18 protein-coding genes are annotated in these 14,426 nt (G+C 72.7%); 3 read left to right on the plus strand and 15 right to left on the minus strand.

Annotated elements, in window-relative coordinates:
• Positions 1-53: 53 nt before the first annotated feature.
• Genes DEJ02_RS17390 through DEJ02_RS18365 form a run of 3 tightly spaced genes read right to left on the minus strand, consistent with a single transcriptional unit; the run spans position 54 to position 1,902 of the window.
• Positions 54-626 (minus strand): DUF3618 domain-containing protein, encoded by a 573-nt coding sequence (locus tag DEJ02_RS17390; protein ID WP_111033959.1) that lies wholly within the window; start codon positions 624-626, stop codon positions 54-56.
• Positions 623-1,066, minus strand: a complete 444-nt coding sequence (locus DEJ02_RS17395; protein ID WP_111033960.1) for a phage holin family protein — start codon at positions 1,064-1,066, stop codon at positions 623-625. The genes DEJ02_RS17390 and DEJ02_RS17395 overlap by 4 nt, the downstream gene beginning before the upstream one ends.
• Positions 1,063-1,902 carry a hypothetical protein gene (locus DEJ02_RS18365; RefSeq protein ID WP_258378774.1) on the minus strand — a complete coding sequence of 280 codons (840 nt, stop codon included), beginning with the start codon at positions 1,900-1,902 and terminating at the stop codon, positions 1,063-1,065. The genes DEJ02_RS17395 and DEJ02_RS18365 overlap by 4 nt, the downstream gene beginning before the upstream one ends.
• A gap of 146 nt (positions 1,903-2,048) precedes the next feature.
• Between DEJ02_RS18365 and DEJ02_RS17405 the strand changes: the two genes are divergently transcribed.
• Positions 2,049-2,804: a glycosyltransferase family 2 protein gene (locus tag DEJ02_RS17405; RefSeq protein WP_258378775.1), complete on the plus strand. Its 756-nt coding sequence runs from the start codon at positions 2,049-2,051 to the stop codon at positions 2,802-2,804.
• A gap of 111 nt (positions 2,805-2,915) precedes the next feature.
• Positions 2,916-3,560, plus strand: a complete 645-nt coding sequence (locus DEJ02_RS17410; RefSeq protein ID WP_111033962.1) for a hypothetical protein — start codon at positions 2,916-2,918, stop codon at positions 3,558-3,560.
• A 9-nt stretch (positions 3,561-3,569) separates the two neighbouring features.
• On the opposite strand, the gene DEJ02_RS17415 is transcribed toward DEJ02_RS17410, so the two are convergent.
• Positions 3,570-4,187: a helix-turn-helix domain-containing protein gene (locus DEJ02_RS17415; RefSeq protein ID WP_111024918.1), complete on the minus strand. Its 618-nt coding sequence runs from the start codon at positions 4,185-4,187 to the stop codon at positions 3,570-3,572.
• A gap of 58 nt (positions 4,188-4,245) precedes the next feature.
• Between DEJ02_RS17415 and DEJ02_RS17420 the strand changes: the two genes are divergently transcribed.
• Complete coding sequence (locus DEJ02_RS17420) at positions 4,246-5,253, plus strand: NAD(P)/FAD-dependent oxidoreductase (protein ID WP_111033963.1); 1,008 nt, start codon at positions 4,246-4,248, stop codon at positions 5,251-5,253.
• 60 nt (positions 5,254-5,313) lie between these two features.
• On the opposite strand, the gene DEJ02_RS17425 is transcribed toward DEJ02_RS17420, so the two are convergent.
• From DEJ02_RS17425 to DEJ02_RS17475, 11 genes are all read right to left on the minus strand, one after another.
• Positions 5,314-5,979, minus strand: coding sequence for a pentapeptide repeat-containing protein (locus DEJ02_RS17425; RefSeq protein WP_111033964.1), 666 nt, complete (start codon positions 5,977-5,979; stop codon positions 5,314-5,316).
• 33 nt (positions 5,980-6,012) lie between these two features.
• Positions 6,013-6,423 (minus strand): DUF6314 family protein, encoded by a 411-nt coding sequence (locus DEJ02_RS17430; protein WP_111033965.1) that lies wholly within the window; start codon positions 6,421-6,423, stop codon positions 6,013-6,015.
• A 9-nt stretch (positions 6,424-6,432) separates the two neighbouring features.
• Positions 6,433-6,684, minus strand: coding sequence for a hypothetical protein (locus DEJ02_RS17435; RefSeq protein ID WP_111033966.1), 252 nt, complete (start codon positions 6,682-6,684; stop codon positions 6,433-6,435).
• Positions 6,684-7,040, minus strand: a complete 357-nt coding sequence (locus tag DEJ02_RS17440; RefSeq protein WP_111033967.1) for an SHOCT domain-containing protein — start codon at positions 7,038-7,040, stop codon at positions 6,684-6,686. The genes DEJ02_RS17435 and DEJ02_RS17440 overlap by 1 nt, the downstream gene beginning before the upstream one ends.
• A 198-nt stretch (positions 7,041-7,238) precedes the next feature.
• A complete protein-coding gene (locus tag DEJ02_RS17445) occupies positions 7,239-8,315 on the minus strand; it encodes an NAD-dependent epimerase/dehydratase family protein (RefSeq protein ID WP_111033968.1) in 1,077 nt (358 codons plus the stop codon).
• Positions 8,315-9,508 (minus strand): zinc-dependent alcohol dehydrogenase, encoded by a 1,194-nt coding sequence (locus DEJ02_RS17450; protein ID WP_071404842.1) that lies wholly within the window; start codon positions 9,506-9,508, stop codon positions 8,315-8,317. Before DEJ02_RS17450 ends, DEJ02_RS17445 begins: the two co-directional genes overlap by 1 nt.
• A gap of 145 nt (positions 9,509-9,653) precedes the next feature.
• Entirely contained in the window at positions 9,654-10,556 is a 903-nt protein-coding gene (locus tag DEJ02_RS17455; protein ID WP_111033969.1) for an aminoglycoside phosphotransferase family protein, read from the minus strand.
• A 98-nt stretch (positions 10,557-10,654) separates the two neighbouring features.
• The gene (locus tag DEJ02_RS17460; protein ID WP_051597141.1) at positions 10,655-11,242 is read right to left on the minus strand and encodes a TetR/AcrR family transcriptional regulator; all 588 of its coding nucleotides are present in this window, start codon (positions 11,240-11,242) and stop codon (positions 10,655-10,657) included.
• Complete coding sequence (locus tag DEJ02_RS17465; RefSeq protein ID WP_111033973.1) at positions 11,232-12,752, minus strand: MFS transporter; 1,521 nt, start codon at positions 12,750-12,752, stop codon at positions 11,232-11,234. The genes DEJ02_RS17460 and DEJ02_RS17465 overlap by 11 nt, the downstream gene beginning before the upstream one ends.
• A 77-nt stretch (positions 12,753-12,829) precedes the next feature.
• Positions 12,830-13,465, minus strand: a complete 636-nt coding sequence (locus DEJ02_RS17470) for a DNA alkylation repair protein (RefSeq protein WP_111033970.1) — start codon at positions 13,463-13,465, stop codon at positions 12,830-12,832.
• Positions 13,462-14,307 (minus strand): sulfite exporter TauE/SafE family protein, encoded by an 846-nt coding sequence (locus tag DEJ02_RS17475; protein ID WP_111033974.1) that lies wholly within the window; start codon positions 14,305-14,307, stop codon positions 13,462-13,464. Before DEJ02_RS17475 ends, DEJ02_RS17470 begins: the two co-directional genes overlap by 4 nt.
• Positions 14,308-14,426 lie beyond the last annotated feature (119 nt).

The following is a 14,426-nucleotide window of genomic DNA, read 5'->3' on the forward strand; positions in this document are numbered from 1 at the left end:
AGGAGGCGCGGTGCCGGCTGGCACCGCGCCTCCTGTCCGTCACGGGGTTCTGCTCAGCTGCTGCGGACGTCGTCCGCCGCACCCTGCGCGTTGTCCTTGACGTCGGACGCGACCCCCTGCGCCTCGCCCTTGACCGCCTGCGCGGCGTCCTGCGCGGTCCCCTTGAGGTCCTGCGCGTGCTCCTTCGCCACGTCGCCGAGCTGCGAGCCGACGTCCTTCGCCTGCTCCTTGACCTCGTCGACGAGCGGTGCAGCCTTGTCCTTCAGCTCACCGGCGAGCTCTTCTTCCTTCTCGGTGGTCGGCAGGAGCGACGACACGAGCCAACCGGCACCGAACGCGATGAGGCCGACGGCCAGGGGGTTGCCCTTCGCCTTCTCGACGCCCTTCTGCGCGACGTCCTTCGCCTGGCCGGTCGCGCCCGAGGCGGAACCGGAGGCGCTCGAGCGGGCCGACTGGGCCGCGCCCATCACGGACTCACGGACGTCCTGGAACCGGCCCTTCACCTTCTCGCTCTGGCGGTGAGCGATGGACGACGGGCTGACCTTGTCGGCGAGGGCGTCGACGTCGGAGCCGAGTTCGCCGCGGGTGCGCTCGATGTCGGCGCGGATCTCGTCTGGGGTGCTCATGGCTTCCTCCCGGTGTTGGGCTTGAGTGTCTCGGGGACTTCCTTGGCGGTCTCGACCGTCTGCGGGGCGCCCTTGATCTCCTTGATCTCCTTGCGCCCGCGGACGGCCAGGATCGCGGCGACGATCGCGTACACGACCGCGATGATCAGGGCGGACCAGGCGTTGCCGATCAGGTAGCCGAGGCCCCACCACGCGGCGATCGACAGGAACAGCAGGGCGAACACGGCGGTGAGTCCGGCGCCGCCGAACATCCCGCCCGCCTTGCCGGCCTTCTTCGCGGAGTCGGTCAGCTCGGCCTTCGCGAGGGCGACCTCCTGCCGGAACAGACTAGAGAGGTCACGCGACACGTCGGACAGCAGCTCACCGAGCGGTGTGGTCGCAGCGCGCTCCTCGGGCGTCGGTTCCTCCAGGGGTGTCGCGCCGGGGACGGACTGGCTCATACGCCACTCCCCGATCCGGTGGTGCCGTCGCCGGCCTCCTTCTCGTGCTTGACCTCGGTCGCGAGCGCCTTGGTCAGGCGTCCGGCGAGCAGGCCAGCACCGGCGGCGATCGCGATGAAGGTACCGGGGCGCTTCGCGGCGAAGGTCTTCACCTCGTCGAGCAGCGAGCCCGGGTCGCGGTTCTCGAGGAACCCGGCGGCCGAGGTCGCGCGGCCCGACAGGTCGCGGACGACCTTCGAGGCGACGCCCTGCTCGTCGTCGTTCTCGGCCATGCGACCGAGCTGCTCGCCGAGGGAGCGGAGTCCGCCGGCAGCGCGCTGCTGCTGCTCGCCGGCCTGCTGCTTGAGGTTTTCGGACGCCTGGCCGTAGAGCTGCTTGGCGTGGTCGGTCGCCTCGGAGGCGACCTTCGACGCCTGCTCCTTGGCGGTGCCCGCGACGTTCGCGGCCTTCTCCTTGGCGTCGCCGGCGACGTCCTGCGCGGCACCCTTGGCCGCGTCGGCCTTGCCGGAGCCGCTGCCCGAGTCACTGCCGGAGCCGCTGGCGCTGCCGGTGCTGCCGGAGCCACCAACGCTGCCGGCGGATGCCGCGGACGGGACGGCGGGGAGCTGCTCGTCGGCCGGGACGGCGTCGAGGGGCGCGTCGAACGGCACCTCGGCGGCGCTGTCGCCGTACGGGTCGTAGGTCTGCGGCGCACCGGGGTCGGTGGGTCGCGCGGCGGGGGTACCGCTGGCGTACGACGGCACCGTCACGCCGGGGGCGACCTCGTGCCCCTCGGAGGCTGCGGTGCGGTCGTGGATGGGCGTCCCGGAGTCGTTCCCGGGTGGGTTCGTGGTCATGGTCGGCCTTCCGGTTGTCGTCGTCCCCGGCGTGCACCGGGGGCGTTTCGCAACGAACCTGCGCCGTGCCCTCTTGGGCCGGTCCCAGGATCACCGGGAAACGCGGTCCGGCAATCCGCACAGGTGGAAGCCGGTTGGATCGACGGGTGCTCCGTGTCTCGGTCGTGATCCCCGTGCGGGACGATGCCGTGCACCTGCGCCGGTGCCTCGCCGCCCTCGCGGACCAGACCCGGCCGGCCGACGAGGTCGTCGTGGTCGACAACGGCAGCACCGACGACAGCGCGGCGATCGCCCGGGACGCCGGTGCGGTCGTGCTCACGGAGCCGGTGCGCGGGATCGCCCGGGCCTCGGCGCGCGGCTACGACCGGGCGTCCGGCGACGTCGTCGTGCGGCTCGACGCCGACTCCGTCCCACCGCCGTCCTGGATCGCCGACGCGGTCCGTCTACTCACCGACCCCGAGGTCGTCGCGGTCACCGGTCCCGGCCGGCCCCGCAACGGTGGCGCCGTGGTGCGCCGACTGTGGAACGCCGTGTACATGGGCCCGTACTTCGTCCTGATGTGGAGCGCGCTCGGGCGTCCGCCGCTGTTCGGGTCCGCCATGGCGATGCGCCGGTCGACCTGGGCCGCGGTCGGTGGGCGAGCGCACCGCGACGACGCCGAGGTGCACGACGACGTCGACCTGAGCATGCAGCTCGACCCGGCCTGGCGGGTGGTGGCCGACCCCGTGCTCACCGTGCAGGTGTCCGCGCGACCGTTGGCGGGCCTCCCGTCCGTCTGGGTGCGGACGCGACGCGCCTTCCACACGTTCCGCGTGAACGGCCGGCGGGCGAACCCGGTGCGCCGGTGGGCGCGACGCCTGCGCTCCGGGTCGCCGTCGCGGCGGTGGTGGCGCAGCCGCTGATCGACGGGGACGGGGGACAACGAATCGGTGACGGTCTCAGCCACCCCGGCCGTCGGTCGGTACGTTCGTGAGCGACGGTCATCACCTGATGCGACCGGACGAAGGGGAACCATGCGCCACACGATCACGCTCGCTGCCCTGCTGGCTGCAGGGCTCGCTCTGACCGGCTGCGCACAGGCCGGACCGGCCGGACCGGCGAGCGACACCGCGGCCGCCGCAGCCGACCCGACGACGGCACCGAGCCCGACCGACACCACGGCCGCTCCGAGCCCCACCGACACCGGGGGCCCGAGCGACGACACCGCCACCGTCCCGGCCAGCTGCACCGACCTGATCACCCCTGGCAAGTGGGACAAGGCGTTCGCATCGGCACCGCTCAACGACCCGTCGGTCGTCGGCGACCCGATCGCGATCCCGAAGAGCTCGTTCACCCCGGCGCTGCAGGGCGACGGCAAGCGCCTGTACTGCGTGTGGCGAGAGCCGCAGGCCGACATCTCGTACCTGTCCATCGCGGTCGACGCCGTCGACCCGGCCGCGGCCCGCGACGCGCTCGAGCAGCTCTCGGCGAAGGGCTACGACTGCGGCGACGAGTCCGACGGGTCCCTGTGCCAGAAGGTCTCGAAGAACTCGCAGTACCCGGTCACGGACGGCGACACGTACTTCACGCGGGGTGACCTCGGCATCCACATCCAGCAGTCGAACATAAAGACGACCGATCTGCTCGACGACGTCGTGGCGAACGTCTTCACGGACTGACGCAACGGGTCACCGGGCGGGTCGAGACCGCACGTGCGCCCGCTCACCCTGCGGCCCGTACAGGCACAGCACCTCGGTGACGGAGTCGGTCACGTTGCCCATCCAGTGCGGAGTGTGGGTGTCGAACTCGGCGACCTCACCGGGTCCGAGGTCGAGGTCGTGCTCCCCCAGCACCAGTCGGAGCCGTCCGGACAGCACGTAGAGCCACTCGTAGCCCTCGTGCGTCTTGAGCGACGGCTCCCCACCCGGGGTGTTCGGCGGGAACAGCTGCTTGAACGAGCGCACCCCGCCGGTCCGCTTCGTCAGCGGCACGACGACGCGGCCGCCGTGCACCTCGGGCTTCATGTGCACGCGCGGGTCGCCGGTCTGCGGTGCGCCGACCAGGTCGTCGAGGGGCACCTGGTACGCCCGGGCGAGGGGCAGCAGCAGTTCCAGCGTCGGCTTCCGCTGGCCGGACTCGAGCCGCGACAGGGTGCTCACCGAGACCCCCGTCTGCTCAGACAGCGCGGCGAGCGTGACGTCGCGGTGGGCACGCAGCGCGCGCAGGCGGGGGCCGACCCCGTCGACGACCTCGGCCGTCGTGCGCGGGGCGGTCGTGTCCTGGCTGCCGTGTCCCATGACGGCCATGTTGCCACACCGGCAAACATCGTTGCTGTTCACGCTCGATCCGCCGCATGATCAGCGCATGCCTGAACACTTCGACGTCATCGTCATCGGCGGCTCAGCCGCCGGCCTCTCCGCCGCCCTCATCCTCGGCCGTTCGCGGCGCTCGGTACTCGTCGTCGACTCCGGCGAGCCCCGCAACGCCCCGGCGCCCGGCGCGCACAACTACCTCGGCCACGAGGGCGTCGCGCCCGCCGAGCTGGTCCGCATCGGTCGCGACGAGGTCGCCGCCTACGGCGTCCAGGGCACGGCCGGGAGGATCGTGGCCACGTCCGCCACGACCGGTGACGGTCACGACCCGGTCGGCTTCTCGGTCACGCTGGACTCTGGCGCGATCGTCACGGCGCGAAGGCTGGTCGTCGCCTCCGGCGCCGTGGACGTCCTGCCGGAGGTCCCGGGCCTGGCCGAGCAGTGGGGGCGCGGGGTCGTGCACTGCCCGTTCTGCCACGGGTGGGAGATCCGCGACCAGCGGATCGGGGTCCTCGTCACGACGCCGAACGGCGCACACCACGCGCTCATGTTCCGGGCGCTGAGCGATCGGGTGACCGCGTTCCTGACCGAGCCGGCCCTGATGGACGACACCGCCCTGGCCGGTTTGGCGGCCCGTGGCATCTCGGTCATCGAGGGCCCCGTCGCCGCCGTGGTCTCCGAGGGTGACCGGCTGACCGGGGTCCGGCTCGGCGACGGGTCGTTCGTCGAACTCGATGCCGTGGCCACGGCGAGCCGGCCCGAGGCGCGGGTGGACTTCCTGTCCGGGCTCGGCCTCGCCGCCACCGACCAGTTCATGGGCGACCACCGGTTCGCGACGGCGCTGACCGTGGACGCCGCTGGGCAGACCGCCGTGCGCGGGGTCTACGCGGCCGGCAACGTGACGTCCCCGATGGCGACGGTCATCGCGTCGGCGGCGGCCGGCACCCAGACGGGCGCGGCGGTGCACGGCGACCTGGTGCAGGCCGACCTGGCGGCGGCACTGGCCGGGGTGGGCGCGGGCGTCGGTGCGGGCGTCCCTGCAGCCGATGTTTCGCGCTGAGCGACAGTTCGCGGGGCGGGGCGGGCGTGGAGTGTCGGTGAGCGCGAAACCCGGGCTCGGTCAGTCGACGCGGTAGCCGGCCTGTGCTGCCAGCAGCGGTGCGAGCGTGTACAACTGGTCGGCGCCGATCGTGGCCCCGCGGAACCCCTCGAGCCGCTCGACCCGATCGAGGTCCGCTCCACGCAGGTCCACGTGGTCGATGCGGGTGTTCGACCCCTCGGCGGCGCGGAGGCTGCTGCCGTCGAACGACACCCGCAGCAGCTTCGCGTCGGCGATGTCGAGCTCGTCGATGACGCAGTCGCGGAACACCACGTCGGTGATCGTCGAGCCCCGCAGGTTCACGAACCCGAACTTCATGCCGACGAACTCGACGCCGTTCAGCCCGGAGTCGTACAGCTCCGCCGAGCCGACGCGCCCGCCGGAGACCCGGACCTCGCGCCACGAGCTGCTCGACGCCCGCAGGATCGGGGCGTCGAGCGAGTCGATGATCGAGTCACGGACCCGGAGCCCACGGAAGTCCGCGTCGTCGCCCCGGAACGTGTCGATGACGCACTCCTCGATCTCCAGGTCGGGCAGTCGCTCGCCGGCCAGGTCGAGGACGTCGATGCGCTTGCCCTCGATGCGGTCACTCGTCAGGACGTCACCGGGTGCTGGTGCCCAGTCCTCGAGGTTCGTCGGTTCGGTCAGGGTGATGCGCGGGGCGTCGGTGCCGGAGGAGCGTGCCATGCCCCCAGTCTGGCGGTGACCGCCGACCCCGGGTCACGACCGGGGTCGGGTGAGGACGCTGTCGAGCCGGTAGTCCTTCGCCGGGCCGCGCGCTTCCCACCGCACCGTCCAGCGGTCTTCGTCGCCGTCGAAGGCACCCGTGTAGTCGTCCGGGGTGCAGGCGTGGGCGACGCTCGTGCCCCAGACCCAGTCGTGGAACACCCGACCGTCGGAGAAGTGCACGGTCCAGCCGCCGGTACTCGTCCGCCGCAGGACGAGGGTCCGTGAGACGGGCATCGTCCGACCGTCGAAGGTCATCACGCCCGACTCGTCCCAGCGCACCTCGTCGTCACCGACCCGGGTCAGGGTGGTCGTCCCGGTGACGGTCCCCGTGGCACCGGCGCGGTGGTCGTGCACGGTGCGGTGCAGGTCCCACACCCCGAGCAGGTCCGTCGGCAGCAGCACCCGACCAGGCTAACCGCGCAGGGCCTCGGCCCGCGCGGCTCGACGCTCGTCGTCGGTGATGACCCCGCGGGCGTGCAGCTCGTCGAGTTCGAGGAGCCGCTGTTCCGGCGAGCTCCGACGGGCACCGTGCGGGCGCCGGCTGCGGACGACCGCGATGCACACGGCGACGATGACCGCGATGACGATGAGTGCCATCAGCAGGGTCCAGACGACGTCGTAGACCGGCGGGATCAGGGGGTTCTGCACTTCTTCGGAGGCCATCATCGTCCGCGCAGCGCTTCGGCTCGGGCGCTGCGGTGCTCCTCGTCGGAGATCACGCCGCGGGCGTGCAGGTCGTCGAGTTCGGCGAGCCGCTGTTCGAGCGGCTTGTCCGGTGCGAACGTGCGGCTCTGCATCGCCTGGTACGCGATGTCCTCCTGCATGGTGAGCGGGTTCTGACCACGGTCGGCCATCCGCTTGCCGCCGTAGAGCGACAGGATGACGATCGTCAGGGTCGTGAGGATCGCCAACGCCGCGACGACCCCGAACGCGATGCCGAACCAGCCGTCGAACAGGTCGGGCATCCCCGACTCCCCCGGACCCTCGAGCTCACTGAACGCGGACCAACTGAGCACCATCGCGCTCCCCCTTCTCACAACGACGAGCGAAGCGTAGCGCGAGACGGCGAACACGAGCGGGCGTTCCTTCCCAGAACGCCCGCGATGGAATGTGGAACCGGGCGTACCTGGTCAGAACTTCCGACCCGGTACGCCCGAAACCACCCGGTACGCCCGAAGCGACCCGGCAGCGCCGCCCCCCGGCCAGCCCCAGCCCGGTCAGCCGCGCAGCGGCCCCGACCCCGGAACGTTCGCACCGTCCGCGAAGCCGGCCACGAGTGCACGCAACGCTTCTTCGGAGGTGTGTCGGGCCTCCCATCCGAGCACGGACCGGGCTCGGTCGGTCCGCATGATCGGCACGCCGGCAGCGATGTCGATCCACCCGGCGTCCGTCGGCTGCAACCGCAGCCGCCACGTCACCGTCACGATCCCGCGCAGCAGCCGCAGCGGGATCCGGACGGCGCCGAGCATGCCGAAGGCCCGGGCCAGTCTCGGCGGGTTGAGCACGGGCGAGGCCGCGATGGTGAACGCCCCCGCTGCCCGTCGGTCGACCGCTCGCCAGTAGGCGTCGGCGACGTCGTCGGCGTGCACGGCCTGGAACACGAACGGGTACGGCAGCGGCAGCACGAGCCAGCGGATCCACCGCACGATCGACATCGGCACGAGGTGTCCGAGGAACAGCCCCCGGATCTCGGCGGCGGCGTCCCGCTGGAAGATCAGTCCCGGGCGCAGCCGGGTGACGGTCACGGAGGGGTGGTCGGCCTCGAACGCGTCCATCGCGGCCTCGTTGGCGGCCTTGTGGATCGAGTACGTCGCCGTCGGGATCCCGTCCGTCGGCCAGCTCTCGTCCACGGGGATGCGCTTGCCGTCGACGTCCACCCCGCGGTAAGCACCTACCGAGGACGCGACGACGACCTGGGGCACCTCGGCCCGCGCCACGGCCGCCAGGACGTTCGCCGTGCCGGTCACGTTCGTGCGGTGCTGCGCGGGGATGTCGTGTGTCGGCTGGAGCGCCCACGCCAGGTGGATGACGGCGTCGGCACCCTGGAACACGGCGGCGAGCTGGTCCACGGCGTCCGCGGCACCGACGTCGACGGCGTGCCAGACGGCGGCGTCGTACGGCTCGGCGCGAAGGTCCGGCAGGCGCCGGGCGACACCGACGATCTGGACGCCGGCGGCGTCGCGGCCGATGCCGTCACGGCCGGCCTCCCCGTCGCCGTCGGCGCGCACGGCCGCGAGCCGACGGAGCACCGCCGTCCCCACGTTGCCGGTCGCACCGACGACGACGATGCGCATCAGGCCGCGGCCATCGCGGGGTCGAGCACGACCTTGACGCAGTCGTCCTGCTTCTTCTGGAAGACCTCGTACATGTGCGGAGCATCCTCGAGCGAGACGCGGTGGGTGGTCAGGTCGAGCGTGCCGAGCGGGTCCGACGGGTCGGAGACGAGCGGCATGATGTCGTCGATCCAGCGCTTGACGTTGCACTGGCCCTCGCGGATGGTGATCTGCTTGTCGAACAGCGTCATCATCGGCATCGGGTCGGCCATGCCGCCGTAGACACCGCTCAGCGAGACCGTGCCGCCGCGGCGGACCAGGTCGATGGCCGCGTGCACGGCCGCCAGGCGGTCGACCCCGGCGGTCTCGATCGCCTTCTGCGCGAGCTTGTCGGGCAGCAGGCCGGCAGCGCGCTGGGCGAAGCCCGCCATCGGGTTGCCGTGGGCCTCCATGCCGACGGCGTCGACGACCCCGTCGGGGCCGCGACCGTCGGTCAGGTCGACGAGCTCGGGCACCAGGTCCTTCGTCAGGTCGAACACCTCGGCACCGTGCTTCGCCCCGAGGTCACGGCGGACCTGCTCGGGGTCGACGGCGAGCACGCGGTAGCCGAGGTGCTTGCCGATGCGGGCGGCGAACTGGCCGACCGGGCCGAGGCCGAGCACGGCGAGCGTGCCACCCTCGGGCACCTGGGCGTACTGCACGGCCTGCCACGCGGTCGGCAGGATGTCGCTCAGGAACAGCCAGCGGTCGTCGGGGGTGCCGTCGTCCGGCACGACGATGGGGCCGTAGTCGGCGTGCGGCACGCGCAGGTACTCGGCCTGGCCACCGGGGACCTGGCCGTACATCTTCGTGTAGCCGAACAGCGAGGCACCGGTGCCGTACTCGGTCACCTGGGTGGTCTCGCACTGCGACTGCAGGCCGTGCTGGCACATCCAGCAGTGGCCGCAGGAGATGTTGAAGGGGATGACGACCCGGTCGCCGACCTTCAGGTTCGTGACGCCGGATCCGACCTCTTCCACGATGCCCATCGGCTCGTGGCCGAGGACGTCGCCGCGGTCGATGTACGGGCCGAGCACGCGGTACAGGTGCAGGTCGGAGCCGCAGATCGCCGTGGAGGTGATCCGCACGATCGCGTCGGTCGGCTCCTGGATGGTCGGGTCGGGGACGGTCTCGACGGACACCTTCTCGGTGCCCTGGTAGGTCAGTGCGCGCACGTTGCGTTCCTCTCGTGGTCGCTTCGAGCCTGCCTGGAGGCACGACTCGCGTTCCCCTCCTCGGTACGCGCCCGCCCCGTGGACGCTCCCAGCCCCGCGTCCCCCTCGCGCACGTCGGCGCGGGTCGGCAGCCGTGGCCGCGACCTCAGGCGAGGACGGCCGTGAGGACCCGCTCGTGCTCGTCGCGACCGCCCGGTCCGGCGCTGCCGGCGAGCATGATGAGCGCCTTCCACAGCACCCATCCCCGTGCACGCGCCCACGTGTCGTCGTCCAGGTCGACGGCCCGCCGGAACACCCGTCGCGCCGGCCCGTCCAGCATCGTCCACGCGAGCACGAGGTCGCACGCCGGGTCCCCCACGCCGCACGTGCCGAAGTCGATCACCGCGCACAGCCGCCCGGTGTCGTCGACGAGCAGGTTGCCCGGGGCGACGTCGCCGTGGAACCAGACGGCCGGCGCCTCCCACCGGCTGGCGAGGGCCTCGGCCCAGACCGCTTCGCACGCGCCGCGGTCGACGACGGTGCCACCGGTCCTGCCGCTGCCGCCGCCGCCGAGCGTGTTGAGCGCCGTCCGCACCTCGGCGTCGTACACGGACGGGTGCTCGCCGCGGTGGAACGAGTGCGCGCCGGCGGTGGGGCCGCCCGTCGCCGGGACGCTCCGGAGCTGCCGGAGCACGGCACCGACCCCGGCCGCGAAGCGCTCGTGGTCGAGGTCGTCGACCTGCACGGCGGGCACCCCGTCGAGCCACCGCCGCACCGACCACGGGAACGGGTACCCCTGGCCCGGTTCCCCGAGCGCCACGGCCTCCGGGACCGCGACGTCCAGCCGTCGGGCGAGGTACGGCAGGACGTCCTGTTCCTTCTCGACCGCGGGCACGTAGCCGGCCGCGCTCGGCAGTCGCACCGACAGGGCGTCCCCGAGCCGGTAGGTGCGGTTGTCCCAGCCCTGGTGGTCGACCTCGCGCACGGGCAGGTCGGCCCAGTCGGGGAACTGCTCCGCGACGAGTCGTTCGACGAGTCCGGCGTCGATCCGGGGCACCTCGGTGTGCATGCCCGCAGCCTAGGCGTCGGACCGGGACGGCGGTGGGGCCGGTGCGCGCGGGCGGCCAGCGGCGGGGCGGACTCGCACCGGGCCTCCCGGCCGTCGCCTCAGGCGGGTTCTGCCAGGGCGAGCAAGGCGTCGCGCGCGACCGCGAGCTCCCGCTCGTCCAGGTAGGGCGGCATGCCGACCGCGGCCGCGAGGCCCTCGGCCGCGTGCCGGACCACCAGTGCGCGGTCCTCGGGCAGGCCGTCGCGTGCGAACAGCGTCCGCCAGTGCTCGGCGTCGGCGGCGACGGCCGCGGCGATCCCCGGGACGGCCATCAGACCGGGCCAGTGCGACGACGGTGCGAACAGGTCCATCGCCTGCTCGCTGCCGCCGCAGAGCGTCCGGACGTAGGCGCGCAGGACCTTGCCCGGTCGGTTCTCGGCGAGGTCCACGTGCTGCATGACCTCGTCCGTGAACGCGGCCAACCCGTGCTCGACGACCGCGAGCAGGAGTTCGTCCTTCGACGGGAAGTGGTGCAGCAGCCCGCTCTTCGAGACGCCGGCTTCGGTCGCTATCTCGGCGACGCTCACCCGCGTACCGCGCTCGGCGAGCAATCGGCGTGCGGACTCGAGCACGGCCTGCCGCGTGCGCTCGCGGTCGCGGGAGCCGTCGGTGCCGGTGCCGGGGCCCGTGCTGCGGTCAGTGGTCATGCGGTCCATCCTGCCGGTTCGGGATGACCCGGAGCGCGACCACGGCGGCGACCGCGAGCAGCACCGCGGCGCAGACGGAGGCGAGTTGCATGCCACCGGTGAACGCCTCACGGGCGTGCTCGAGCACCGGCGACCCCGGTTGCAGTACCTGGCTCGCCGACGCCAGCGACTCCCGGACCCGGTCCGCGACCCCCGCACCCAGGCTGTCGCCCGTGAGGTCGAGGTTCGACCGGTAGAACGCGGTCTGCAGCGACCCGAGCACCGCGATGCCGAGCGCGACGCCGAGCTCGTACCCGGTCTCCGAGATCGCCGAGGCGGCGCCCGCACGCTCCCGCGGAGCCGCGGCGACGACCGCGTCCGTCGCCAGCGTCATCGACACCCCGACGCCGAGGCCGACCACGGCGAGCGCGATGGCGATCCCCCAGTACGTCGGCAGCCCCTCGGCGAAGGCGAGTCCGGCCATGCCGACCGCGGCGACCGCCAGCCCGAGGCCGATGGAGCGACCGGGGCCGACGCGACGGGAGAGCAGGCCGATCACGGCGATGACCGCGATGGACGCCAGGGTGGCCGGCAGCTCCGCGGCTCCGGCGAGCAGCGGGGTGAACCCGCGCACCAGCTGCAGGTACTGCGAGAAGAAGAACAGCAGACCGCTCAGCGCGAAGACGGACAGCGAGTTCGCGACCACCGCACCGGAGAACGCCGGGATCCGGAACAGCTGCAGGTCGATGAGCGGCGTGGTCAGGCGTTTCTGCCGCCGGACGAACCACCAGCCCGACGCGAGCCCGAGCAACGCGGTCGCCGGCACCGTCCAGTCGAACCCGTGCCCGGCGACGTGCTTCACGGCGTAGACCAGCGGCACGATCGCGAGCACCGAGAGCACCGCGGAGAGCAGGTCGATCGGGGTCCGGGCGCCGCCGCGGGACTCCGGCAGCAGGAACGCCCCGGCGACGACGATCACCGCGATGACGGGGATGTTGATGAGGAACACCGATCCCCACCAGAAGTGTTCCAGCAGCGCCCCGCCGACGAGTGGTCCGGCCGCGGCACCACCGGTCGCGCCCGCGGACCACACCGCGATGGCGGTGGTGCGCTGCCGCGGGTCGCGGAAGATCGTGCGCACCAGCGACAGCGTCGAGGGCATCAGGGTGGCGCCGGCGACGCCGAGGAGTGCCCGTGCGGCGATGAGCAGCTCCGGGCTCGAGGCGAAGGCCGCAGCGGCCGATGCCAGTCCGAACGCGACGGAGCCGAGGAGCAGTAGGCGCTTCCGACCGATCCGATCGGCGACGTTGCCCATCGTGACGAGCAACCCGGCGAGTGCGAACGAGTAGACGTCGCCGATCCAGAGCACCTGGGTCGCGGTCGGGTCGAGGTCGGCGGTCAGGGACGGCACCGCCAGGGCCAGCACGGTGCCGTCGATCGCCAGGAGCACCACGGCCAGGGTGAGGACGCCGAGGGACGCCCACTCACGGACGGAGGCGCGGTGGGTCGGGGTGGTGCTGGTCGTGGTCATCGGTCGACCGTAACCGACCATTTGGTCGGTTGGGCAGACTGCACAGTCGGTTCACAGCACAGCACAGCGCCGCTCGGTCAGCCCCGCAGCCGGTCACGCTTCCCTGGGGGCAGGTGCTCGGTCGCCGTCCGGCGGGCAGCCGGGCTGAGGAACCGGCCGCTCTGCTCGAGGAACGCCACGAGCGCCGCCGCGGACGCCCGCTTCCCCGTCTCGCGCAGGACCAAACCGAGCGCCGACTGCACCGTCTCGCTGCGCTCCCGCACCAGGCGTCCGGCGATCCCGAGCGGCACCTCGGCGTCGCCCTGCTTCACGAACGCCAGGGTCGCCACGACCGCGGTCCGCCGGACCATCGCGACGTCGGACTTCGCCAGCGCGAACAGCGGGCCGGTCGAAGCGCCCAGCAAGGGGGCGCCGACGAGTTCCTCGGCCGCCAGGTCGACGAGCACCGGGTCCTCGAACCGCTCGGCCTTCGCCGCCGACAGGTACTCGTCGGTGAGCTCCGGGTCCGCCTGCGCCCGCATCGCCTGCACGAGCAGCAGGACAGCCACGAGCTTCGCGCCGTCGTCCTCGCTCCAGAGCAGCGCCGAACGCTCGCCCTCGTCGAGGTCGTGGAACTGCCGCGCGACCCGGCGGGCCGCGGCGACGTCGCCGGTGGTGCGGGCGAACGCCGCCAGCACGGCCTCAGCGTCGCGCCCTGCCTGGAGGCCCGTCACGCGACCTCACCGTCGCTCGCGTCGTTCTGTGGTGCCCTCCGACGTCCGCGGCTGAGCACGATGACCGCGACGACCACCAGGAATGCCGCGAACAACCAGGTGCCCACCTGCGGGTCCACCAGGCGCGCCAGCACGGCACCGCCCGGCGAGCACACGGCGGCGGTGATGCCGACCGTCAGCCCGACCCGCAGGTCGACCGCACGGCGCCGGAGGTTCGCGACCGTCCCGGACACCGACGTCGGCACCATCGTGAGCAGCGACGTGCCCTTCGCCAGCAGGTCACCTGCACCGAGCACGACCTCGAGCCCCGGCACGATGACGACCCCGCCGCCGACGCCGACGAGCCCGGACAGCACCCCCGACAGCAGCCCGAGCAGCAGCAGGACGATCGCCTCGACGACGCCGAAGTGCACCTCGCCACCGCGGGTCGGCACCGTCGTGAACAGCGACACGAGCACGACGGCGATGAACCCGACGAAGATCCACGGCAGCGCGCGGAGGGGCAGGGCACGGAGCAGCCGGGCACCGATCGGGGCGCCGATGACGCTCCCGACCGCCAGGGTCAGGGCCGCGAGCCAGTGCACCTCGCCCTGCACGGCGTAGGTGACCGCGCCGACGACGGCTGCGGGGGCGATCGCCACGAGCGAGGTGGCCGAGGCCCGACGCTGGTCCATCTGTGCGAAGGCCATGAGCGCCGGCACCACGATGACCCCTCCGCCGACGCCGAACAGCCCGGACAGGACGCCCGCCAGGACCCCGATCGCCACCAACACGAGCACCGTTCCGCCGCGCTTCCTCATCCCGCCCAGGCTATCCGCGCCGCGGGCGCGCTCTCGCACCATGCGAGGTGCGTGCGAGGTGGCCCGCACTTGGAGTGCAGAAATGGTCGGGTGCCCGAAGGCGACCCGACCATTTCTGCTCACGAAGCGACCGACGAACCCCGCCCCGCGCCCCGCCGAAC

Origin of the sequence: Curtobacterium sp. MCLR17_042 (genome assembly GCF_003234695.1) — a bacterium.
In the GTDB taxonomy this organism is placed as follows: Bacteria; Actinomycetota; Actinomycetes; order Actinomycetales; family Microbacteriaceae; genus Curtobacterium; species Curtobacterium flaccumfaciens.

Coding starts and splice junctions, on each gene's coding strand:
- DEJ02_RS17390 (WP_111033959.1), bottom strand. CDS start 626: ATGAGCACCCCAGACGAGATCCGCGCCGACATCGAGCGCACCCGCGGC.
- DEJ02_RS17395 (WP_111033960.1), bottom strand. CDS start 1,066: ATGAGCCAGTCCGTCCCCGGCGCGACACCCCTGGAGGAACCGACGCCC.
- DEJ02_RS18365 (WP_258378774.1), bottom strand. CDS start 1,902: ATGACCACGAACCCACCCGGGAACGACTCCGGGACGCCCATCCACGAC.
- DEJ02_RS17410 (WP_111033962.1), top strand. CDS start 2,916: ATGCGCCACACGATCACGCTCGCTGCCCTGCTGGCTGCAGGGCTCGCT.
- DEJ02_RS17415 (WP_111024918.1), bottom strand. CDS start 4,187: ATGGCCGTCATGGGACACGGCAGCCAGGACACGACCGCCCCGCGCACG.
- DEJ02_RS17420 (WP_111033963.1), top strand. CDS start 4,246: ATGCCTGAACACTTCGACGTCATCGTCATCGGCGGCTCAGCCGCCGGC.
- DEJ02_RS17425 (WP_111033964.1), bottom strand. CDS start 5,979: ATGGCACGCTCCTCCGGCACCGACGCCCCGCGCATCACCCTGACCGAA.
- DEJ02_RS17435 (WP_111033966.1), bottom strand. CDS start 6,684: ATGGCCTCCGAAGAAGTGCAGAACCCCCTGATCCCGCCGGTCTACGAC.
- DEJ02_RS17440 (WP_111033967.1), bottom strand. CDS start 7,040: ATGGTGCTCAGTTGGTCCGCGTTCAGTGAGCTCGAGGGTCCGGGGGAG.
- DEJ02_RS17445 (WP_111033968.1), bottom strand. CDS start 8,315: ATGCGCATCGTCGTCGTCGGTGCGACCGGCAACGTGGGGACGGCGGTG.
- DEJ02_RS17455 (WP_111033969.1), bottom strand. CDS start 10,556: ATGCACACCGAGGTGCCCCGGATCGACGCCGGACTCGTCGAACGACTC.
- DEJ02_RS17460 (WP_051597141.1), bottom strand. CDS start 11,242: ATGACCACTGACCGCAGCACGGGCCCCGGCACCGGCACCGACGGCTCC.
- DEJ02_RS17465 (WP_111033973.1), bottom strand. CDS start 12,752: ATGACCACGACCAGCACCACCCCGACCCACCGCGCCTCCGTCCGTGAG.
- DEJ02_RS17475 (WP_111033974.1), bottom strand. CDS start 14,307: ATGGTGCGAGAGCGCGCCCGCGGCGCGGATAGCCTGGGCGGGATGAGG.